At 35.3% G+C, this 22,490-nt stretch carries 20 protein-coding genes and 5 tRNA genes; 11 read left to right on the forward strand and 14 right to left on the reverse strand.

Annotation, left to right across the window (positions count from 1 at the left end; genetic code table 11):
• Positions 1–25: 25 nt before the first annotated feature.
• Positions 26–925 carry an AraC family transcriptional regulator gene (locus AC5YGG_RS04870; RefSeq protein WP_496143336.1) on the forward strand — a complete coding sequence of 300 codons (900 nt, stop codon included), beginning with the start codon at positions 26–28 and terminating at the stop codon, positions 923–925.
• Between the two features lie 229 nt (positions 926–1,154).
• On the opposite strand, the gene lipA is transcribed toward AC5YGG_RS04870, so the two are convergent.
• Complete coding sequence (gene lipA, locus AC5YGG_RS04875; RefSeq protein ID WP_066698565.1) at positions 1,155–2,021, reverse strand: lipoyl synthase; 867 nt, start codon at positions 2,019–2,021, stop codon at positions 1,155–1,157.
• A 107-nt stretch (positions 2,022–2,128) separates the two neighbouring features.
• Between lipA and AC5YGG_RS04880 the strand changes: the two genes are divergently transcribed.
• Positions 2,129–2,758 (forward strand): hypothetical protein, encoded by a 630-nt coding sequence (locus tag AC5YGG_RS04880; protein WP_496143337.1) that lies wholly within the window; start codon positions 2,129–2,131, stop codon positions 2,756–2,758.
• A gap of 121 nt (positions 2,759–2,879) precedes the next feature.
• On the opposite strand, the gene AC5YGG_RS04885 is transcribed toward AC5YGG_RS04880, so the two are convergent.
• On the reverse strand, positions 2,880–3,440 hold the full coding sequence (locus AC5YGG_RS04885; protein ID WP_496143338.1) for an RNA polymerase sigma factor: 561 nt from the start codon (positions 3,438–3,440) through the stop codon (positions 2,880–2,882).
• Positions 3,441–3,649: 209 nt separating this feature from the next.
• Here AC5YGG_RS04885 and tyrS point away from each other — a divergent pair, with 209 nt between their 5' ends.
• Entirely contained in the window at positions 3,650–4,945 is a 1,296-nt protein-coding gene (gene tyrS / locus AC5YGG_RS04890; protein ID WP_496143339.1) for a tyrosine--tRNA ligase, read from the forward strand.
• Between the two features lie 80 nt (positions 4,946–5,025).
• Here the strand turns inward: tyrS and AC5YGG_RS04895 are convergent, their stop codons facing one another.
• Both AC5YGG_RS04895 and AC5YGG_RS04900 read right to left on the reverse strand, forming a co-directional pair.
• Positions 5,026–6,081: a fatty acid desaturase gene (locus AC5YGG_RS04895; protein ID WP_496143340.1), complete on the reverse strand. Its 1,056-nt coding sequence runs from the start codon at positions 6,079–6,081 to the stop codon at positions 5,026–5,028.
• Positions 6,082–6,262: 181 nt separating this feature from the next.
• The gene (locus AC5YGG_RS04900) at positions 6,263–6,679 is read right to left on the reverse strand and encodes a hypothetical protein (protein ID WP_496143341.1); all 417 of its coding nucleotides are present in this window, start codon (positions 6,677–6,679) and stop codon (positions 6,263–6,265) included.
• A gap of 200 nt (positions 6,680–6,879) precedes the next feature.
• On the opposite strand from AC5YGG_RS04900, the gene AC5YGG_RS04905 reads away from it, so the two are divergent.
• Together AC5YGG_RS04905 and AC5YGG_RS04910 are read left to right on the forward strand one after the other, a co-directional pair.
• A complete protein-coding gene (locus tag AC5YGG_RS04905) occupies positions 6,880–8,859 on the forward strand; it encodes a tetratricopeptide repeat-containing sensor histidine kinase (RefSeq protein ID WP_496143342.1) in 1,980 nt (659 codons plus the stop codon).
• Positions 8,849–9,487 (forward strand): response regulator, encoded by a 639-nt coding sequence (locus AC5YGG_RS04910; RefSeq protein ID WP_496143343.1) that lies wholly within the window; start codon positions 8,849–8,851, stop codon positions 9,485–9,487. Before AC5YGG_RS04905 ends, AC5YGG_RS04910 begins: the two co-directional genes overlap by 11 nt.
• Positions 9,488–9,537: 50 nt before the next feature.
• Here AC5YGG_RS04910 and AC5YGG_RS04915 read toward each other — a convergent pair whose 3' ends face one another.
• Positions 9,538–9,972 carry a hypothetical protein gene (locus tag AC5YGG_RS04915; protein ID WP_496143345.1) on the reverse strand — a complete coding sequence of 145 codons (435 nt, stop codon included), beginning with the start codon at positions 9,970–9,972 and terminating at the stop codon, positions 9,538–9,540.
• Positions 9,973–10,256: 284 nt separating this feature from the next.
• Here AC5YGG_RS04915 and AC5YGG_RS04920 point away from each other — a divergent pair, with 284 nt between their 5' ends.
• From AC5YGG_RS04920 to AC5YGG_RS04930, 3 genes are all read left to right on the forward strand, one after another.
• Positions 10,257–10,895 (forward strand): alpha/beta hydrolase, encoded by a 639-nt coding sequence (locus AC5YGG_RS04920; protein WP_496143346.1) that lies wholly within the window; start codon positions 10,257–10,259, stop codon positions 10,893–10,895.
• A 121-nt stretch (positions 10,896–11,016) separates the two neighbouring features.
• Entirely contained in the window at positions 11,017–12,336 is a 1,320-nt protein-coding gene (locus AC5YGG_RS04925) for a PDZ domain-containing protein (RefSeq protein ID WP_496143348.1), read from the forward strand.
• Positions 12,337–12,339: 3 nt separating this feature from the next.
• Positions 12,340–12,867, forward strand: a complete 528-nt coding sequence (locus AC5YGG_RS04930; protein WP_496143349.1) for a hypothetical protein — start codon at positions 12,340–12,342, stop codon at positions 12,865–12,867.
• Here the strand turns inward: AC5YGG_RS04930 and AC5YGG_RS04935 are convergent.
• The 3 genes from AC5YGG_RS04935 to AC5YGG_RS04945 all read right to left on the reverse strand — a co-directional run bounded on the left by AC5YGG_RS04935 (position 12,860) and on the right by AC5YGG_RS04945 (position 15,508).
• Positions 12,860–13,903 carry a L,D-transpeptidase gene (locus AC5YGG_RS04935; RefSeq protein WP_496143351.1) on the reverse strand — a complete coding sequence of 348 codons (1,044 nt, stop codon included), beginning with the start codon at positions 13,901–13,903 and terminating at the stop codon, positions 12,860–12,862. The two genes, AC5YGG_RS04930 and AC5YGG_RS04935, sit on opposite strands and share 8 nt — an antisense overlap.
• 111 nt (positions 13,904–14,014) lie before the next feature.
• Positions 14,015–14,773, reverse strand: a complete 759-nt coding sequence (locus AC5YGG_RS04940; RefSeq protein WP_496143352.1) for a response regulator transcription factor — start codon at positions 14,771–14,773, stop codon at positions 14,015–14,017.
• Between the two features lie 444 nt (positions 14,774–15,217).
• Positions 15,218–15,508 (reverse strand): hypothetical protein, encoded by a 291-nt coding sequence (locus AC5YGG_RS04945; protein WP_496143353.1) that lies wholly within the window; start codon positions 15,506–15,508, stop codon positions 15,218–15,220.
• Positions 15,509–16,088: 580 nt separating this feature from the next.
• Here AC5YGG_RS04945 and AC5YGG_RS04950 point away from each other — a divergent pair.
• The 3 genes from AC5YGG_RS04950 to AC5YGG_RS04960 all read left to right on the forward strand — a co-directional run bounded on the left by AC5YGG_RS04950 (position 16,089) and on the right by AC5YGG_RS04960 (position 21,325).
• Positions 16,089–17,141: an AraC family transcriptional regulator gene (locus AC5YGG_RS04950; protein ID WP_496143354.1), complete on the forward strand. Its 1,053-nt coding sequence runs from the start codon at positions 16,089–16,091 to the stop codon at positions 17,139–17,141.
• A 136-nt stretch (positions 17,142–17,277) separates the two neighbouring features.
• Positions 17,278–20,124: a TonB-dependent receptor gene (locus AC5YGG_RS04955; protein WP_496143355.1), complete on the forward strand. Its 2,847-nt coding sequence runs from the start codon at positions 17,278–17,280 to the stop codon at positions 20,122–20,124.
• Positions 20,125–20,143: 19 nt separating this feature from the next.
• The gene (locus AC5YGG_RS04960) at positions 20,144–21,325 is read left to right on the forward strand and encodes a phosphatidylinositol-specific phospholipase C domain-containing protein (protein ID WP_496143356.1); all 1,182 of its coding nucleotides are present in this window, start codon (positions 20,144–20,146) and stop codon (positions 21,323–21,325) included.
• 178 nt (positions 21,326–21,503) lie between these two features.
• Here AC5YGG_RS04960 and AC5YGG_RS04965 read toward each other — a convergent pair.
• From AC5YGG_RS04965 to trxA, 6 genes are all read right to left on the reverse strand, one after another.
• Positions 21,504–21,577 (reverse strand) — tRNA-Asp (locus AC5YGG_RS04965).
• A 32-nt stretch (positions 21,578–21,609) separates the two neighbouring features.
• A tRNA-Asp gene (locus AC5YGG_RS04970) sits at positions 21,610–21,683 on the reverse strand.
• 32 nt (positions 21,684–21,715) lie between these two features.
• Positions 21,716–21,789, reverse strand: a tRNA-Asp gene (locus AC5YGG_RS04975).
• Positions 21,790–21,823: 34 nt separating this feature from the next.
• Positions 21,824–21,897 (reverse strand) — tRNA-Asp (locus AC5YGG_RS04980).
• 32 nt (positions 21,898–21,929) lie between these two features.
• Positions 21,930–22,003, reverse strand: a tRNA-Asp gene (locus tag AC5YGG_RS04985).
• 128 nt (positions 22,004–22,131) lie between these two features.
• Complete coding sequence (trxA, locus tag AC5YGG_RS04990; RefSeq protein WP_027374941.1) at positions 22,132–22,449, reverse strand: thioredoxin; 318 nt, start codon at positions 22,447–22,449, stop codon at positions 22,132–22,134.
• Positions 22,450–22,490 lie beyond the last annotated feature (41 nt).

Genomic DNA, 22,490 nt, shown 5'->3' on the forward strand with positions numbered 1-22,490 from the left:
TCACAAACAATCAAAACAGAACAAAATGAAAATCCAGAAAGAAATTATTGAGTTCGAAAAAGGAAAATCATTCAAGTTATTTGCTCCTTCTTTGAAAAACTGCTTTTTCTGGCATTATCATCCTGAAATAGAACTGGTTTATGTAGAGGCTTCAAATGGAATACGTCACGTTGGGAAAAATATTTCAGGATTTGCAGACAGCGAATTATTATTGATTGGAGCGAACGTGCCCCATCTTAATTTTGATTACGGAATACAGACAGAATGTAAACAGCTGGTATTGCAGATGCGGGAAAATTTTCTTCAGGATATTATTCTTCCTGTTCCTGAGTTTGAAAATATTAAAAATCTTTTAGACCGTTCTTACCTTGGATTATCTTTCTTCGGAGATACCAAAAGTATTGTGGTGGAAAAATTACAGATCATTAAAGAGAAAAATTCTTTTGAATCTCTGGTGGGTTTAATTGAAATTCTTCAGATTCTGGCTGACTCTACAGAAGTGGCAGAACTTAATAAAGAAGATACAAGAATCAAATGGTTTTTGAACGATAAAATCCGAATGGGAACCATTTACGATTACATTCACGAAAATCATGATAAGAAACCAAATGTCAATGAAATTGCTCAAATTGTCAGCTTAAGCACTCCTGCTTTCTGTCGTTATTTTAAAAAACAAACCAATATGACATTTACAGATTTTGTGAATAATTATAGAATCAATCAGGCTAAAATTTTTCTACTCAAAGATTCTTCTGTAACAGAAGTTTGTTTTCAGGTAGGTTTTGAAAGTCTTTCTTATTTTAATAAACTGTTTAAGCAGCATACGGGAGAAACGCCATCAGAATTCAAGAAAAAGCATTTTAAGCCTATTGAGATCAATGGACGGATTGGTATGATTACGAGAGAGTCTTCATGTAATAAATAATACTATCCTGTTGATTTCGTTTTGGCTAAGCCAATGAAATTGATATGAATATGTTATACGATCACCCCGTCAAAAATTCTCTGAACTTTGCCACCTCTCCAGAGGATGGGAATGATGGAAGTTTTCCTTAGAAATTCTCAACTTCTAACGACACTACTTTCTGATATATTTTTCTTAACCCTTCACTCTATTTCCCATAAAAAAACCGCCCATTACTGAGCGGTATATATTAATGAATATGTTTTTCTGCGTGGTAAGAACTTCTTACAAGAGGTGAGCTTTCAACATGTCTGAAACCTAAACTTCTTGCAAAATCTCCTAACTCATCAAACTCTTCCGGAGTAATGAATCTCTTTACAGGAAGATGTTTTTTTGTTGGTTGTAAGTATTGTCCCAGAGTAATAACGTCTACATTCGCATTTCTGATGTCTTCGATTGTTTGGAAAACCTCATCTTTAGTTTCTCCCAATCCTAGCATCACTCCTGTTTTTGTTCTTCTCTGTCCGGCTTCTTTTAAATATCTTAAAACTTCAAGGCTTCTTTCATATTTTGCCTGGATTCTCACCTCTCTGGTTAAACGTTTTACCGTTTCCATATTGTGAGAAATTACTTCAGGAGCAACATCTACCAATCTGTCGATATGCTTCGTGATTCCCTGGAAGTCCGGAATTAAAGTTTCCATAGTTGTTCCCGGAGAAATTCTCCTTACAGCATTTACTGTTTCTGCCCAAAGAATAGATCCCATATCTTTCAGGTCATCACGGTCTACTGACGTAAGAACGGCATGCTTGATCTTCATTAACTTGATGGAACGTGCTACTTTTTCAGGCTCATCCCAATTTACATCAAGTGGTTTACCTGTTTTTACACCGCAGAATCCACAGCTTCTCGTACAGATATTTCCTAAAATCATGAATGTTGCCGTACCTTCTCCCCAGCATTCTCCCATATTCGGGCAGCTTCCGCTTTGGCAAATGGTATTTAATTTATATTTATCAACCAAGGTTCTTAGTTCTCTGTAATTCTTTCCTGTAGGAAGTTTTACACGAATCCATTTTGGTTTTTGAACGGTAGTATCTTGAACTAAATTCTCCATTTATTTCTCAAATTGAGGTTCAAAGTTAGTGATTTTTTTATCGAAACAATCAAAGACAGACATTGATGAAACATATAATTGCGTAATTTCAGAACTCAAAATATTTTATGAAGACGATATTCTGCATCTTATTGCTTATTTCCAATACCTTTTGTTGGGCTCAAAAACAATTTCAGCCAAAAGTTTCCACTATCCTGCAAACCGTAGACGGAGATCTGGATGGTGATAAAATTCCTGAAAAAGTAATCATTTACAATACAAAAGATCCAGGTGAACTTGGCGAGATCCGTGAAATTCAGATTCTGAAAAAAATTAATGGTCAATGGACTATCCTTGAAAAATCAACGAATGCTATTCTGGATAGTGAATCGGGAGGTATTATGGGTGATCCTTATTCCGGGACCAGTATAGAAAAAGGAATTCTGATTGTTAATCATTTTGGAAGCAGCAGCTGGAAATGGCAATATACCGACAAATACAGATACCAGAACGGACATTTTGAACTGATAGGATATACTTCAAGTTCAGGAAGACCGGGAGATTATATCAAAACTGTAGACTTCAATCTTTCCACAGGACAGATTAACTATAAAAATGAGGTTGATAATGCTAAAGAATATGGACCTTCTCAAAAGGAAATTTATATTAAAAAGGGAATTAAAATTAATCTTCAGAACAGAAATGATAAAAGTGTGAAAATTATACTTTCTAAAACCAAAGCAGAAATTTTTATATAATTTACTATAAATTTCCTTAAACCTAACAGGTTTTAAAAACCTGTTAGGTTTATACAATACAGAGCTGAAGTTTTCATATAAATACTTAAAAAAAATTAGAGTTTAGAATTTTTCTGCAAAATTAATTATCTTCAAACTCATTATTCTTAAGCAGTTCAGCAAGAACCTTTTTAGCACGCATCACACGAACTTTTGTATTGGCTACAGAAATCCCTAATTCTTCAGCAATTTCTTTAATGCTTTTTTCCTCAAAAAACCTCAGTTTGATAATGTCCTGATAATTGGCATCCAGAGACTCTATGGTTTTAATGATTTTCTTTTGCTCTTCTTCAGAAATAAGAAGTTCTTCAGGAGATTTTGCATATTGGTTTTTTACCTCATCAAGATTTTCAATCGCATCTTCATTTTCACGGCTCTTTTTTCGCCAGAAATCAATGACTGTATTTTGAGCAATAGTTAAAATCCAGGTCTTAAACTGAAAATGAGGATCAAACATATCGAGCTTGGATAATACTTTAGAAAAAACATTTACTGTAATTTCATCTGCATCATTTTCATCTCTCACTTTTTTCATAACAAAGGAGAAAACATCCACCCAAAAAATATTGATGAGTTTAGTCTGAGCCTTTTGATCTTTATCCTTGGCTTTTTGAATGAGCAGAAATAGCTGTTCGTCGTTCATTAATAACAAATATAGAGTATTTGGGTTGAAAATGCAATGACGGAAGGGCTGTCAATCGTGAATTTTGCTTCACAGGTGAATAATCCATCATGAAAAATATTGTTTTATACGCTATTTCGCTCCTTTTTACCATTTCCCATCCTACCCTTTCGACTTTATACTTCTGAATTTATTATCTTTGCAACTTAAAATTTTAAAGTAAAAAATCAATGAATTCCTTTATAGAAGAACTGAAATGGCGTGGTCTGTTTGCTGATATGATGCCTGGAACCGATGAACAACTGAACAAAGAGGTAACAACTGCATATATTGGTTTTGATCCAACTGCCGATTCTTTACATATCGGAAGTCTTATTCAGATAAAAATATTGGCACATTTTCAGCAGCATGGTCACAAGCCAATTGCTTTGGTAGGAGGAGCTACAGGAATGATCGGCGACCCATCCGGAAAATCTGCCGAAAGAAACTTATTGGATGAGGAAACTTTATTACATTATGTAGATTGTTTAAAAAACCAGCTTTCAAGATTTCTTGATTTCTCAGGGAACGAACCTAACAAAGCTGAGCTTGTAAACAATTACGACTGGATGAAAAATATTTCTTTCCTTGATTTTGCTAAGAATGTAGGAAAGAACATCACCGTTAATTACATGATGGCTAAAGATTCTGTAAAGAAAAGATTCTCAGGAGAAAGCGGTGCAGATGGGATGAGTTTTACAGAGTTCACTTACCAGCTGATTCAAGGGTACGATTTCCTTCATTTATATCAGAATAATAATGTGAAGCTTCAAATGGGAGGTTCTGACCAGTGGGGAAACATCACTACAGGAACAGAATTGATCCGTAGAAAGGCTCAGGGTGAAGCGTTTGCCTTAACGGTTCCTTTGATTACAAAAGCTGACGGTTCTAAATTCGGAAAGTCTGAAAGTGGTGAAAACTATTGGCTGGACAGAAAGAAAACTTCTCCATATAAATTCTACCAATTCTGGCTGAATGCTACTGACGAGGATGCTGAAAGATTTATCAAATTCTATACTTTCCTTGGAAGAGAAGAAATTGAAGCTTTAATTGAAGAGCACAAAACAGCTCCACATGAAAGAAAACTTCAGAAAAAACTGGCTGAGGAAGTTACCGTTTGGGTACATGGAAGAGAAGAGTATGAAAAAGCATTGAAAGCTTCTGAAATTCTTTTCGGGCGTTCTACGGCTGAAGATTTGGTAAGTCTTGATGAAGAAACTTTCCTTGAAGTTTTTGACGGAGTTCCACAAAAAGAAGTTGCAAAAGCTGATGTATTAGGGATTAGCATTGTTGATCTTCTTTCTGAAAAATCAGGATTCCTGAAATCTAAGAGTGAAGCCCAGAGAGAAATCAAAGGAAATTCTATCTCTGTGAACAAGCAAAAAGTAAATGATACCTTCACAGCTAATGAAACCGATCTTATTGACGGGAAGTTTTTGTTACTTCAAAAAGGTAAGAAAAGTTACTTTATAGTAAAAGTTATTTAATTTTTAATACAATATAAAAATAGACGCTGAGACTGGTCTCAGCGTCTATTTTTTTTGCTTAGCAATATTTTAATAAGGAATCAATTGATCTTATTTGAGAATTCCCGGAAGCGGTTGGCTCTTCTGAAAGTCCCCAGATCATTAAATCTGATTCCATATTTCCTCAATACTTCCTGTGCCTGCTTTCTTCCGAAATGGCGTACATAAAATGTCTCGTTGACGACAAAATGATGAATACTGTGCGTCCAGCCGAAAAAGAAGCAGAATATCTGCATAGGGAAAGTCCACCACACCGTAAGTACCTGCGTTTGTTCAATAACATTTCCTTCTTCCACATCTCCAAAATAATGCATATTGGAGGTTATAAAATGTAAACAAAACTGTCGCAAAAGATTAGGCAGAAGAATGGTATAAATAACCACGTTCAAGCTGTTCAATCCATTTTCAATATAAGAAGGAAAACTGAAATTGGTCATAAACCTTGTATTGATGAAGTGCATTAATACATCTGCAAAAAACAAATACAAAATTACGTGGGCAGCAATTGTTAAAGGTATTAAACCCAGAAATGTAATTCGTTTTAAAGTTGAAGACGTTTCATTTTTAAGGTTTCCGTTTTCCACTTCCCTATCCAGGTCCTTAAACATTTGCTGCAGGCGTAAAAGTCCACCTAAAACAATATCAGCAGTGGTCAATAACCTTTTAAGTGACCAAGGTTCTCCATTGGTTACTCCACGCTCTTCCACATCATGTAATGTTCCTGAAAATTTATGATGATGATAATGAAGTTTACGGCGAATCCACGGATTAATAGTTAGCGGACGAAAAATCCAGACACAGAAAAGCATACAATGATGTACCGATTTTCTCTTCTTAAAATAAAGCCAGTGAATAAGATCGTGCTCTATCTCATGAAGGATTCCCATGAAGAAGGCATTGATAATAATCATAAGCCAAGTGGGAACCAGATCTTTATACCAGCCAACAGATACAGCGATAATGATGATTATAGAAATTAAAAAAATCAAAAATCCAATGCTGTTTTGTCTTTTCAAAAGAGGATATGTTTCTTTGAGCTGTTGATAGGACTGATTAATTTCTATCCTTATCTGTCTTGACACTTCCTGATGTTTCACTATAGTGTGATTTTATTGTCAAAAATAATAATTTTCATATACAAACTGTATATAATTGAAAATTAATTAAATAAAATATAATGCTATGAATAATTTATTCTTATTGCCTTAAATTTAAATACAAAAAAAGCTTTGAGAAAATTCTCAAAGCTTCATTTATATTTTGAAAGTATTAGTTTTTTTAGAATGTATAGCTTGCAGAAGCAGATAAATACTGACCACTGGAAGTTCCTTCTTTTTTCAGCTCGCCATCTACCCAGATCTGAACCTTTAAAGTAGAAGAAGCATCCGCTCCAATTGCGTTTACCACTACATTAGCATTGTAAGCACCTGATTCTGAAGTTACTTCAGGGCTTGACCATGTTGTTCCGCTAAGGCTTGTAGCCGTTGTAGCATTACTATCAATTCCGTATACAGCCCCATCAATGTTAGCTCCCGCAGAAGCAATAGCCTTAAAAACAACTTTATGGCTTCTTTTCGAACCATCCACATTATCGTCATCATCTTTACTACAAGAGGCTACAAATCCCATTAACATTGTCGCCAATAATACAACGAATGTACCTCTCAACAGCTGATTCATTTTCGTTTTTTTCATAATTTTTTGTTTAAATTTTAGTTACTTTATTTGATATTCTATGATTAGTGATTCGTATCTGCAAAGCTATTAGAGTCATTAAACTTTATCAATCCTGAAAAACGAGTAATTTTTTCTACCTAAATTTTGGTATTTTTTATCCTGAAATATTTAATTAAATTGAACGTTTTTTAAAATATATTTTACAGAATAAAGCCCCAATGAAGAGATTATTCATCTTACTCAGCATATTACTGTCTGTTAGTTTACAATCACAACAAATAGTTCCGCTTAATGAAAGACCTTATCTGGACAGTTTACACAATGTATTTAACAGCACCGCCATCACCCCAAATACGTCAAAAGCAAACGCTTCTTTTCTTTTATCAAATTATTACAGGAATATTGATTCTGTTTTAAGTAAAAAATACCTGGAAAGCGGTGAAAAACTTATCAAGGGAAATTCTTTTCTTTCAGCTAAATACAGCTTCTATCAGGCACAATATTATCTTGACAGAAACAAAGAAAAGGCAGCCGTTTTTTATCAAAAAGCGATCAACGAATTATCCAAAGTTAAAAATCAGGAATCTGATCTTCTACAGGCTTCTGCATGGTACAGCTACGGAGTTGCACAAAAAGATAAAGAAGGCTATCCTTTTTTGGTGAAAACAATTCTTGAAAAGAGTATTCCACTTGCTAAAAAATATGAAAACAGCAGGAATCTCGGGTTTTTATACACACAACTTGCTGTGATTTTCACATATAATGCAGAGTTTAAAAAGTCTGAGGAATACAATAATAAAGCCTTAGAAATTCTGGAAAAACGTTATCCGAATTCGTCTGAATTATTTTTCACCTACCTGAACATAGCCAATAATTTCTGTTATCAGGCAAAAGGAGATGATGCCAAAAAGTTTCTGGATAAAGCAGAAAAGCTAATCAGCCCTTATCCCGATTCTTCCGTTAATGCATTTTATTATTATGGTAAAACACTGTATTTTATTACAAGACAAAAAAATGCAGAGGCATTACCAGTGATTGACAAAGGAATCTTTTATACTAAAAAATTCAATCAGAATATGCTGGCACAGATGTTTTACTTCAATAAGTTTGACATCCTGAAAAAACTGAAGAGATACGAGGAAGCCAAGAAAGTACTTGAGGATGTTTTGGCAGAAAAATCCTTAGCAATAGACCTTAAAAACAGGAAAACTTTTTACAAACAGCTTTCTGCACTGAATGAGGAAATGGGAAATCCAAAGGAAGCATTAGTTTGGGAACAAAAATATTCTAAGCTTAACGACAGTTTAAATATAGAAAATGTAAAGCTGGAAATCAATAAAATAGAATCTAAATACAATGCTGCTGAAAAAGAAAGAAAAATAGCTACTTTAAATGCTGAAAAGAATCAGAAAGATCTGGAAGTAAACAAGAAAAACTCTTATTTATGGGGATTAAGCCTTGTATTATTATTGGTGATAAGTCTTTTAATCTTTTTATGGATCATCTTCAGAAAAAATAAAAAAATCAATGAACAAAAAATCAATGAGATTAAGCAAAAGGAAGAATTGTCATTAACTAAAGCAATTCTTGAAGGAGAAGAAAGAGAAAGAGAACGTATTGCCAGAGATCTTCATGATGGTTTGGGCGGAATGCTTGCCGGAGTAAAAATTAATTTCTCAACATGGTCTGCCAATCATTTAGATATAGAAAAAGACAAAGAATTTTACAGGATTCTCGGACAATTGGATAATTCTGTTGGTGAACTTCGACATGTAGCAAGAAATCTTATGCCGGAATCTCTGCTTAATTTTGGATTGGAAACAGCATTGACTGATCTTTGTGAATTCTATAACAGAAAAGACATTGAAATTGATTTTCAGGCTATTAATATAGAGAAGAAACTGCCCTTAAATATCCAGCTCAACATTTACAGAATTGTACAGGAATTATTAGCAAATGCCATAAAACATGCGAATGCCAGCAATATTTTACTACAATGTTCCCAATCTGGAAAAGATTTCTTTATTACCATAGAAGACAATGGAAAAGGATTTCTACACAACCCGGAACAAAAGACAAAAAGTATGGGGCTGCGCAATTTAAAAAACAGAGTTGACTATATGAAAGGAAACATGGAAATAAGCTCTGATAATCAAGGAACAACAATTAACATAGAACTCAATACAGATGGAGAATGAAAAAATAAATATAGCGATTGTGGATGATCATCCTATCGTAATTGAAGGATTGAAAATGATGTTGATGAGCCAGCCCGCCTTTAGTATTCCGGAAACTTTCACTTCCGGGTCAGAGATTATTGGTTTTATTCAGTCCAATAAGGTAGACATTATCCTTCTGGATATTACTTTACCGGATGCCAATGGTACAGAACTTTGCAGAGAGATCAAGAAAATTTCACCCGATACTTCAGTTATCATGTTCAGTAACCGCTCTGAAAGGAGCATCATCATGCAGTCTATACAAAACGGAGCCAGCGGTTATCTTCTTAAAAATACTTCGATACATGAACTGGTCGTCTGCATCAAAGGAGCTCTTTCAGGGGATATTGTATTTTGTCATGAAACCAAGCAGATCATCAGCCGCCCATCTCAAAATGATATTCCTGTTCCCAGGCTTACTAAAAGAGAGAAGCAGATCCTGCAACTGGTGGCAAGAGGAAAAACGAGTAATATGATTGCCGAAGAACTATTCTTAAGCCCTCTTACAGTGGATACTCACCGGAAGAATCTTCTACAGAAATTTCAGGCAAAAAATTCTACAGAACTTGTGAATCAGGCGATACAACTTCACATGATTGAAGAATAAAAAAACCGCTCATTGAGAGCGGTCTAATTTTTTTATATCAGATAAAGATTTTATGGTTCCAGGAAGCTGTAATCAAGAGAAGCTTCTAGCACACCTTTACCTTTTTTCTTAACAGTTTTTGCAATTTCTCCATCAATCCAGATATTAATGGTTAATTCAGAATCCGTATCCGGCAATTTAGCATTTGCATCAAGATTTAGCTGAGCCTGATTGGAGTTTACCCAAATTTCTCCACTTGACCAAGTTGAGTTTAAAGGAGCTGTAGGTGTACTGTGAATAGTATTCTGAGTAGTACCTATCTGTGTTACAACAGTAATAATTTCTCCCCCTGAAGTTGTTTTCACTTCGAACTGAACCATATGATCCTGAAACTCTTCTTCGTCATCATCCTTTTTACAGGAGTTTAAAACAGTGATTGCCGAAAATAATAAAACGAATAAAAAAGAAAGTCTAAGTAAACTTTTTGAATTGTAAAATTGCTTCATTTCTCCAAATAGATTTTTTAATGTTTCAAATATAAGTTTTTTATTAATATAAAAATAACTTTTATGAAAATTTTCCAATAAAGATTTACAAACAATATCAATTTGATAAAAATAAATCCTAACCCCAAAATCCAATATTACAGTTCAAACAATCTATTGTTAAATATAAGACAACGTATACCCTATTTAAAATAAAAACCCTGAAAAACGCCATTAAGAAATCAATGTATTTAAGAGAAGAAAACTTAAGATTTACAATGTAATTTATTATTTATATTTGCTGTATGAATTTAGATTATATAGTAAGAGAGCCGGAAAATATTACCTCTACTACCCCTATACTTTTTATGCTTCACGGCTACGGCAGCAATGAGCAGGACCTTTTCAGTTTCAGGGAAACACTACCAGGTGATTGGATCATCATCAGCTTTAGAGCTCCACTGGATACTCAGTTTGAAGGATACTCGTGGTATGATATTAATTTCAATGATCCAGAGAATTTCATTGATGTTCCGCAGGCTAAAGAGTCTTTAAATTCGGTATTGGAAAGTATTTTAAAAATAATCAATCATTATGGGCTTAGCGAAAGCAAAGTTCACCTGTGCGGATTCAGTCAGGGAGGAATTTTATGTTATGCTTTAGCATTGAAATATCCTGAGCTTTTCAATTATATAGCATGTCTGAGCGCTTATCCTGAAGAAAAAATTCTGGATGATATTGTAAAAGACAAAAAGAAACTGGAAAGACTTCGTTTCTTTGTTTCACATGGTACAGATGATGCTGTTATTCCACTTGAATGGGGAAGAAAAGCTGCTGATATGCTGTATGATCTTAGCTGCTATTTTACATTCAGAGAGTATATGAGCGGTCATGGTGTGAATCAGAAAAATTATATGGATTTAATGGAATTTTTCTCTAAGTAAGAAGAGCTTTTATTTAAATAAATTCCACAGATAAAACTATTCTATTGTAGTTTATACAAACATTCCTGCATTTGGAATGTTTTTTTATGCATAATACAGATAAATTCAGTAAATTCAATATATGAAACTGAAGCTTTTTTTACTGGCATTTTTTATTGGCATTTTCATCCATGCCCAGAACTCTCTTCAACTCATCAATACGAAAAAAGCAGTTATTCCTTTTCAGTTTATCAACAATCTGGTCTTCATTCCTGTTAATATTAATGGCGTTAATCTAATTTTTTTATTGGACACAGGAGTATCAGAAACTATTCTTTTTAGTCTTGAAAATAAAGAACTTACTTTAAGCAACGTTGAAAAAATGAAGTTTTCAGGACTTGGCGGAAGTTTAAGCATTGATGGTTTAAAATCCGACCATAATATCGGACGCATTGGTGAATCTATCGTCAATACTTCTATGTCTCTCTATATTATCATAGATGAAGAGTTTAATATTTCTCCTCACGTAGGAATTCCTGTAAATGGCGTCATAGGATATCATTTTTTTAAGGATCATCCCATAGCTATTGATTATGCATCAAAAAAAATAACGGTATATGAGAATATTGAGACTGTAAAAAAGAAACTCAGAAAGTTCCAGGAATTTCCTATCACCATCGAAAAAGATAAACCTTATCTGTATGGCGGTGTAGAAATGACAAGTGAAAAGAAAGATTCAAAACTTCTCATTGACCTTGGAAACAGTGATGCAATATGGCTTTTCCCTACGCTTATTAAAAATTTTGTCTACAACAGACCTAATATTGAAGATTTTCTTGGGCGTGGATTCAATGGTGACATCTATGGGAAAAGAAGTAGAATTCATAATTTTTATCTGGGAAATTTTAAATTTGAAAAACCCCTTACAGCCATGCCTGATGAATACTCTATTCAGCATGTAAATTTGGTGGAAAACAGAAAAGGTTCTATTGGTGGAGAAATTATGCGCCGCTTCACAGTTTTATTTGATTATCCAAACAAAAAGGTATACCTTAGAAAAAACAAGTATTTCGATGATCCTTTCCATTTTAATATGAGCGGGCTTGATTTCCGACAAGACGGGCTGGAATGGAAGCAGGATAAAATTAATATCCAGACTCAAAAAAATACAGGAGTAATAAATGAAGTATATAAAGATTCTTTTCAATATAAATTCAGCTTAAAGCCTACGTTTTCCATTGCCGGAGTAAGAAAAGATTCTCCCGCCTATGAAGCCGGATTAAAAAAGGATGACAAAATCATCAGCATCAACGGGCAGAAAACTTCAGATATGACTTTGGAAAAAATTGTAGAACTTATGAAATCCGATGAAGGTCGTAACATCACGATAATCATTCAGAGAAAAGATCAGGAACTTACTTTTCGCTTTACGCTGGAAGATCCAATACCTTATCAAGAATAGCTTATGACAACTGAAGAAACCACCTTAGACAGGATCAGAACAAGACCGAGATTTAAAATGTTTACTCATCTTACCAAGGAAGAGTACGCTGAAAACCTGAAAAAATATCTCGCTGAACATAAGAACGAATTTTCCGGCAATATCAATAAAGAAGTTGCTACAATCTGGGTAGAAACAAAATATGACAATTACTGGAAACCATGCCTTGCTTTAAGGGTAGAAAAGGAAGACGATGATATTGTAATCCGTGGTGTATTTGGTCCAAGCTCTGCTGTATGGACGTTTTTTATGTTTCTGTATTTCTCTTTTTCTATTCTTTGGATGACGTTCTTCACCATGTATTACGTAGAAAAACAAATAAAAAGCACCAAATACCCTTGGGCACTCAGCGCTTCTTTTGTCATGTTATTTTTTATTCTTCTTACTTATCTTGCCGCAAGATTCGGGCAGCATAAAGGAAAGGAAGAGATGCTTAAATTGAGACAGTTTGCAGAAGAATCTACTTTACAGTTCGAGAAGAAAATTATTTAGATAATGTATCTGAGGTTCTTTCATTCTGAATAGGAGTAGCCATTGCTCTTGCAGTCTTGATAGAATCAGCAACTTTTTCTCTGTTTGCCTGCTCTTTCAACATTTTCTGAACATCCGGTTCTAATAATTTGGTAAGTTCTTCCACAGAAATATTATTGGCATTCGGATCATCCAAAAGCTTTTTCCAAGGACGTCTTCCTCCCCAGTTATAATCTCCAAATACCATTACAGCTGTACCTCGTGCCTTAGTGGTAGCACCACCCGGATTCAAGATCCAAGTATCGGCATAAGAATAAAGCCATTGCGCATCTTTTCTCAGCAATCGAAGACATGAATGGGAAGCCGGATATCCAGGAAGAGTATATTCATGCCATCCGATACCACCAATATTATGGATATTAAAGTTGTACGGCAATTTCCATTCACTGCTTACCGTAGAGATAGACAATTTCTTTTTCCAGTTGGCAAATGTAAGACCTCTTGTAGTCTGAGCAGTTTTTTTACCCATACTTGTAGGTCCCCATTTTACAAGACTTCCGTTCGAGTATACGCCAAAAGCCTGAATGGGATATGAAAAGATCACAAATTTTTTAACGCCACTCAAAATATCCAATTGCATTGGAAATGGAGAATAAGCCATCAGAGTGGTATCTATTTTAGCAGGAACCACCAAAGTATCGGCATTCCATTTACTTTTAGAATCCAGACGGTTTAAAGCTAGAATCGCTGTACGTTCTTTCTCGTCATATTTTTTGCTAAATTCTGCATACACAGAGTCTCTCATTTTTTTATCCTTTGGAAGGACAAAAGCATTATAAAAACCATTCTCCTGCATCACTGGAGGAGCAGATTCTTTTTTGACAACAGGTACGGAATCTTTCTTTACAGAATCTTTTTCAGCTTCCGGAGTCTCAGAAGCAGTAGCCGTATCCTTAAAAGTGTCACTTATTTTTTCTATTTCCTTTTTACAGGAAACGAGGAACAATGCACATAAACAGGCATATAGAAATGATTTTTTCACAGATATGTTCTTCATAAATAAAACAGGTCCTTTAGTTTGGCTACCCAGTACAAATATCAGACCTAAAATTGAATCATAAAAGACATTCTGAAAAATACCGTAAAAAAACGGTAGTAAAGAATATTTTTAAAGTAATTTATTTGTTTTAGCGTATGATAATGCTTCTGCGATGTTGTTTACTCCAATCTTTTCAAAAAGCTTTTTACGATGAAACTTTACGGTGTCTGCCGTAATAAAAAGTTTACCTGCAATTTCATTAATTGTTAATCCGCTTGCATATAAACTTAAAATTTCAAATTCCCGCGAAGTAAGTTTTATTTTCTCACTTTTCTCCCATTTATTCTCAATCAAATCATATCGCCAGATTTCATCAGAACCTTCTTTACTGAGAACTACATTTCCCGAAGAGCTGTTATTAGAAAGAGATACTGCACACAATGCCTTCCAAACCTGCCCTTCTTCCGTAAGAAACATCGGCGCAAGCTTATGATTGACCAGCACTAAATTTTTCTTACTATTGATGAGATAAAAATCATAGGAAATGGAATAAAGTTTTCTGTCTTCAACCGGAATTTTATCATAAAACTCAAACCCTGCTTCATTGATCTTAACCAGCATTTCAACGTCCTCAGGTTTTACATTTTGAAAATAGAACGCATAACCAAGCTCTTTCACTTCTTCTGAAGTCATACCACAAAGGAATAAAGGATTCTCCGAGACATATTCAAATGACTTGGTTTGATAGTTAATGACATAGAGGCTCTGATAAGTAGTTCTGGCAAGCGCTTTTACAGCCTCCAGATAATCTCCAGCCTGACTGTAGTCAATGTCTGCATCTTTACTCACATCATTCTTATCGTTAAAAAACCTTTTTATCTGTTCCATTTTCTTTAAACTTCTACTCACTACCCGAAAGGATAGTTTTCGTTTTAGTACCACAAATCTACACAAAAGTGTAGCAATTTTCAAAATACCGTATTATACATTTGCAAACGAATTGCATGATTGTACCTTTTTCAGAAACCTGTCTATGACAAAACTGAAAACTGTAGAAGGCAACCAAAAAATATAATCATAACCATGATATAAAGAAGCTGTCCATCAAATTCGGTCTAATAAAAGTTGATTCGTCAAATTAAAGTTTTTATCGTAAAATAAACTCTGACAATGATACCTAAATTCAGACAAAATATTAAATAACAGACCGGGTTATAAACAGCTTTTATGATCAGCCTTTAAGTATAAATCTCTGCTTAAAAACACAAACTGATCCACACCATGTCACAGATCATTACTATTACTGTCCTAAGACAGTAATTTTTTTTGTCTTTACGAGTACATCAAATTAGCTATTGCCCTCAGTATCCATAAAAGAACAAACAATAACAATATAGCAAACTGAATTTTATTGACAGCTCTATTTCCAAATTTACTTACCAGAATTCTGTCGATAATAACAACCAAAGCCACGGGAATCATCCACAACAAGATATACATTCCGTACAAAGAATCCGGTGCAGAAACACTTGTCATCATAACAATAGATGCCACTACCCCAAGAACAATAGTAATAAGCCCCAGAATAAAAAATAAGGTCCAGTTTTTAAATTGCTTCTTCATAAATAGTATGAGGATTAATTGAAATAAAGAGTATTGAATCTATTATAAAAGTATATCCACAGCGCAAACCAAGGCAGGTTTATCATCATAAAAAGTAAAATAACATCTGTATTAATTTCTATTCCAAAAAATTGAAACCAATAACCTATCAAAGAAACAACAGGAAATAAAAACCAGCATATAGTCGTTTTTATTCTACTTTGAAAGAATTTTAAAACCGAAAACAAACTACTGAATGATAAAATACTTAGAGAAAGAATCCAAAAGACAGCAAGCCCATACGCCAAACCACTCATATCACAACTCCTGGGACGTTCTCTGACTGTTGTATCTCTGGTTATATACATATATACAAACATAATAAGAAGTGAAACAACAGTAGCAATCAACCATGTTTTCAGAATTGATAATAAAATAAATTTCGCTTTAGACATTCAATTTCTTTATTTTAAATACTAAAGTAACAATTACTATTGAATATACAACCATTCAGTCTTTCTTCTCAGCCCATTGATATTTAATAATTTGTTAAAGATGCTGTGCGTATTTTATCTATAATTTTGACAAAATATCAGTTATCATGTTATATATCATTATGGTAGTTGTACTACAGGCACTTATAACGCTTACTTTATTACTTTACCTCATCAAAAACAGAGAATCTGTACTGAATATGCTGCTATTGTATATAGGAGTGGTTGCATTGGACATGGGGTATGAATATTTTATTATTCAAAGATTTGGCTATGAGTCTATCATGTATGAAATTCCGGGAAGTCTTCGTGTTTTCAAAGGATTGATTTTCCTGTACATTACAACTTATTTGATTCATGCCAGGTGGAGAGATAAGCTCAAATACCTGATTATTCCACTCACATTGGTTGTTATTCATCATGTTGCAGCACTATCTGCAAAAATATTTGATTTATCCTGGGCAGATGTTGCGATTAGATCTTATAAATCCTATTTCCAGTATTACAGTTATTATTGGGTAGCATCCCTTATCACCTGCATTTATTTACTGACAAAATACCGCAAAAGAATAACACATCCTGTAGCCGGAAATTTCCGCCATTTAGTTTGTTATGTACTGACGGGTGTTTTGGTTTTTTGGACTGTCTATCATCTTGGATGGGATACGTTGATTTATCAGAAGATCTACAGTCTTTTGTTTCTTTTCCAGTTTGGGTGGATTCTGTACGTTTATATTTTAACGTACCAGTACAGACTACAGGAAAAGCAGTATAATACTCCTCTATCTTCCGGTTCAAAGGAAACGTATCAGTATAAAGATCTTTCCAAAATAGATTTTAAGTCTGTAGAAACAGCTATTACTTCATTTTATCAGAACACCGATATTTATCTGGATGAAGAGTTCACCTTAGACCAGCTTTCCGGCTATCTGAAAATCAGTAAGGCAGATTTGAGTATTACTTTTAATAAGCATCTTAATTCCAACTTTCATGAATACACAAACAGAAGCCGGATTCAGCATTTTAAACAGATTTTATCGGAGGACCCTTCTGCCAGTGTCATTGATCTTGCTTTTCAATGTGGATTCAAGTCTAAATCTACTTTTTATAAATATTTCAAAAAAGAATTCGATTGCCTGCCTTCTCAGCTCATTCATTAAGTAACAATTATTTAACATTAATAACTTATTGATTTACAATACAGTTCACCTCGAACTCCATAGAAGTGGTTGCATAAAATTTAAATGAACTCCTAATTTTTAATGAGCCGGCATCTTTGCAAAAAATTTCACTAAGATGTCACGAGAAAGTCTTTTTTTAACAAAAGCAGCATTTTTTCTTCTGGGTTCCATGACCTTTGCACAGACTTCAGTTCACGGAACTGTGGTAGACAATCAGGGAAATCTGCCCAATGCCCTGGTTTATATTGAAAATAGCGGGCAAAAGGTAACTTCCAATACGGATGGATCTTTTGTTCTGAACAATGTTTATGATGGTAATTACAAACTTGTAGTAGAATATAAAGGCTATGATACGGTTTACATTCCTTTTGCAATTGCGGACAAAAAAGAAATAGACCTTGGATTGATTAAATTTGGAGCAAAGCTTAAGGAAAACAATATCCAGGAAGTTGTTGTTACCAGTGTCTACAAAGCATCCCAGGCTAGAGCAATTACCATGAAGAAAAACTCCAATACGATCACAGAGGTTCTCTCTGCTGATGCTATTGGTAAACTTCCGGACCGCAATGCCGCTGATGCAGTACAGCGTATGCAGGGGGTATCTATTGAACGGGATATGGGCGAAGGACGTTTTGTAGCTGTAAGAGGAACTCCTATCCAATGGACGGCTTCTACTTTAAATGGCAACAGAATGCCAAGCGCAAGCGGTGATAACGCCAACCGTGGAGTACAAATGGATATTTTCCCTTCAGAGCTCATTCAGAATGTACGTTTATCAAAAGCCCTGACTCCGGATCTGGATGGAGATGCTATCGGTGGAAATGTAGATTTCATTACCAAGACCTCTCCGAATAAGGAAACCCTGGCTGTAAGTATGGCTTCCGGCTACGTTAATATGTCAAAATCTCCCACTTACAATACTTCTATAGTTTATGGGAATAAGATTACCGACAAACTGAAATTTATTTCTTCAGCTGTCATCTGGGAACGCTCTACTGCTATAGATCAGATGAGAAATATTTTCAATTATGGTTTAAAAGATAAAACAGCGTCCTACTCTATCAATCAGCTTCAGCTTCGTGATTATCTTGCCAACAGAAGAACACTGGGCTTTAACCTTGGGCTGGACTATGAGATAAACAGCAGAAATAAATTATATTTCAAAGGTCTGTACAGCCAATACAAAGATGGACAGTCTGTACGGGAAACCTATTTTAATTTTGATACTAAAAATGTAACCCTTCAGGCACGTCATGCAGATTATCTTACAGATCTGTATTCTATGCAGCTGGGCGGTAATCATCAGGTGGGACAACGCCTGGAAGTAAACTGGTCTTTATCTAAAGCACGTTCAGAATTTAAATTTGACTCTCCGGATAATCTTGACAAATCTGAAAGGGGATATCCAATGATAAACTTTATACAGCCAATGACTTATGGAAACCTATCAGGTGACGGAAGAAAATATATGGCAATGGATTCTCCTGACGGCATTGGAGATAACGGAAACTATACTCTGCCTTATAACCAGCAGGCTATTGCAGCTGATAAACTGAAATTAAATCAAATTATACTTAGCCAAAACCACAATAGTGAAACGGACCTCAGAGGACAGATTGATTTAAAATACAAGGTATCCGATAATTTTGATCTTAAATTCGGAACAAAATATAATAACAAAAATAAAATCGTCAACAGTTCTTTACTGGTCTGGATGCCAAAATCATCTCTTGGAATCCCCGGAGCTCCGGTTACCTACCTGAGTCAGCTTGAACGTGAAGGTTTCCCATACAAAGGAGGTTTCATGAATCCTCTTGGAAATCCTTACAATTCTGTGATCATTGATCAGATTACCAATGGGCAGATTGACCGGATGTACAATCCGGACACTCAAAATAGTTTAGGGCTGATGCAGGTAAGCGGTAAAGACAGCAGCTCCAATATCACAAGTTCTTATCACGGTACCGAAAACGTATGGGCAGCTTATCTGATGGGCACGTGGAAGGTTACAGATCAGCTTCAGGTATTGGGAGGTTTCAGAAATGAATACAACGATATTACTTTCTGGGGTAAAAAAGTAGTTTCCGACAAAGACAGTAAAACGGAAGATATCAAAGACAACAAAACATATAATGTATTTCTTCCTATGGTTAATATGAAATGGAATATCAGTAATGACCGTATCCTTAGATTTGCCTACACCCGCTCTTTTGCAAGACCTGACTTTAATGACCTGAACCCGGGAACCATTGTCAATGACATCTCCAACACCATTACGCAGGGAAATACAAAGCTTGATCCTACATTTTCTAATAATTTTGATATTATGTTTGAAAACTACTTCGGAAAGCTGGACCTGATCACTGCCGGAGTATTCTATAAAGATATTTCCAATTTGATTTACAAAGATCAGTCGGTAGTAGATCTGGGGGGAAGAACCTATACTTTTACAGCACCTAAAAATCTGGAGGGTGCCCGATTGTTCGGATTTGAATTTGGGATCTCCAAAAGATTTGAAAATTTACCAGGCTTTCTCAAAAACTTAGGATTTGAAGGAAATTATACCTACATCTCTTCTAAAATGGATATGCCGGTTTATGAAAACGGTCAGCAGACAGGAACGATGTCCACTACTATTCCTAATCAGGCAAAACATATTTTCAATACGATATTATTCTATGAAACCAGCAAGCTGATGGTTCGTATTGCCGGAAATTATAAAGGGAATTATGTAAGTGAGATCAGGGCTGCTGCAGGGGCAGATCATTATCAGCATTTTGACAAAAACTTTACGGTGGATCTTTCTACTTCTTACAGTATTTCAAAGAAAATCCGACTTTTTATTGAACTTAATAATATCCTTAATGAACCCAACCGCTATTATATGGGAGCGAAAGACAGGGTAGAAAACATCTCCTACTCAGGAATGCGCGGACAGATGGGATTCACATACAATTTTTAATCAAACATTTTTATTTATCATGAAAAAGTATATATATGGTGCTGCATTTTGTATGACAGCACTACTACAGGCGCAGGACAAATGCGGAAATCCAAGGATCAACCAACTTCAGATCCTAGGTACTCACAATTCTTATGCACAGCCGGCAGATCCTAGAGTTCTGGATATGGTTTCCCCAATCATCAACGGAATGATGAAGAAATATGACACCATGATGTCTGAGGAACAAAAAGCCAAGTTCAAAGAATATCATCCTTACGGTATGGATATCAAAGAAGGATTAAACTACAATCATCCTGATTTTACAGAACAGCTTAATGCCAATCTCCGTGGGCTAGAAATAGATGTGTATAATGATCCTGAAGGCAATAGATTCAGCAAACCAGCCTCATATGAAGTTTTAAAGTCGAAAGGAATAACAGATTTAGCCCCTTTCAACACTAAAGGCTTGGATCAGCCCGGATTTAAAGTATTGCATATGGCTGATATTGATTTCAGAACCCACTATCCTACCTTGAAAGATGCGCTTACTGCTCTTAAAACATGGTCTGATCAGCATCCTGGGCACACTCCTGTTTTTATGATGATCGAAGCTAAAGATTCCGGATTTCCGATTCTCGAAAACAGTACGAAAGTTTTACCATTCGATAAGAAAGCCTATGATAATCTGGATGCTGAGATTGTAAAATATATTGGGAAAGATAAGATCATTACACCAAAAGATGTTCAGGGAAAATACAGTACATTAAAAGAAGCGGTAACCCACAACAACTGGCCAAAACTGAATGACAGCAAAGGAAAATTCATCTTCATGCTGTTACCGGGAAGCGCAGGAACGCTATCTTCTAAAAACAATCCTTATCTTATAAATGGTTCATTAAAAGAAAGAGTAATGTTTCTGAACAGTGAACCCGATGATTCTTTTGCAGGATTTATATTAAGAGATAATGCCATTGTAAGACAAAAGGAAATACAGGATCTTGTAAAACAGGGATATATGGTAAGAACAAGATCAGATATAGAAACCTATGAAGCAAAAACCAATGATTACACCCGTTCCAAAGCAGCATTCAGCAGTGGTGCACAGGTAATTTCCACCGATTTTTTCCGACTTGGCAATACATATGGAACACCCTATTTCGTACAGCCTCCTCAGGAGAAAGATTATCTTAATAATCCCATCAACACTTCATGTAAGTAAAATAAAAAGCCCGGCTCTTTTTCAGAGCCGGGCTTTTACAATATATGATTAAGATGTATTACATTGTTTACAGTAAATTACTTTTGCTTAATCCCTGATCCGTTTAAATTCACTTCTAATTAAAATCAACAGATATAAAAAAGTCTTTAATTCTAAAGAATTAAAGACTTTTATTTTGCGATCCGGACGGGACTCGAACCCGCGACCTCCGCCGTGACAGGGCGGCATTCTAACCAGCTGAACTACCGGATCAATTTTTTTTAAAGAAATTGAGAAAACTTCTGCGATCCGGACGGGACTCGAACCCGCGACCTCCGCCGTGACAGGGCGGCATTCTAACCAGCTGAACTACCGGATCAATTTTTTTAAAAGAAATTGAGAAAACTTCTGCGATCCGGACGGGACTCGAACCCGCGACCTCCGCCGTGACAGGGCGGCATTCTAACCAGCTGAACTACCGGATCAATTTTTTTTTAAAAGAAATTGAGAAAACTTCTGCGATCCGGACGGGACTCGAACCCGCGACCTCCGCCGTGACAGGGCGGCATTCTAACCAGCTGAACTACCGGATCAATTTTTTTAAAAGTAATTGAAAAACTTTATGCGATCCGGACGGGACTCGAACCCGCGACCTCCGCCGTGACAGGGCGGCATTCTAACCAGCTGAACTACCGGATCATTTTTTGTGAAAGAACGTCGTTTCTTTTTCGTGGTTGCAAAATTACACCTTTTTTTATTACCTGCAAATTATTTTTAAAAAAAATGCCTCCCAATCGTGGAAGGCATTCATTATCAAACTTATTTTTTTATAAGTGTGCGCTTAATTTTTCAGCGATTACCTCTTTCGGAGCTACACCTACTAATTTATCTACTACTTCTCCGTTCTTGAAAATAAGAACTGTAGGAATATTTCTAATACCATACTGCATTGAAATCTCCTGGTTGTTGTCTACATCCACCTTCCCTACTACTGCTTTTCCTTCAAAATCTGATGCTACTTCTTCGATGATTGGTCCTAACGTTCTGCAAGGTCCACACCATACTGCCCAGAAGTCAACTAATACCGGTTTGTCTGATTTTAAAACCGTATCCTGGAATGAGCTGTCTGTAATTTCTAAAGCCATTTTTGTTTCTTTTATTTTAATTAATATTATTTTCTCTTTTT

This window comes from Chryseobacterium sp. CS2K3, assembly GCF_059515185.1.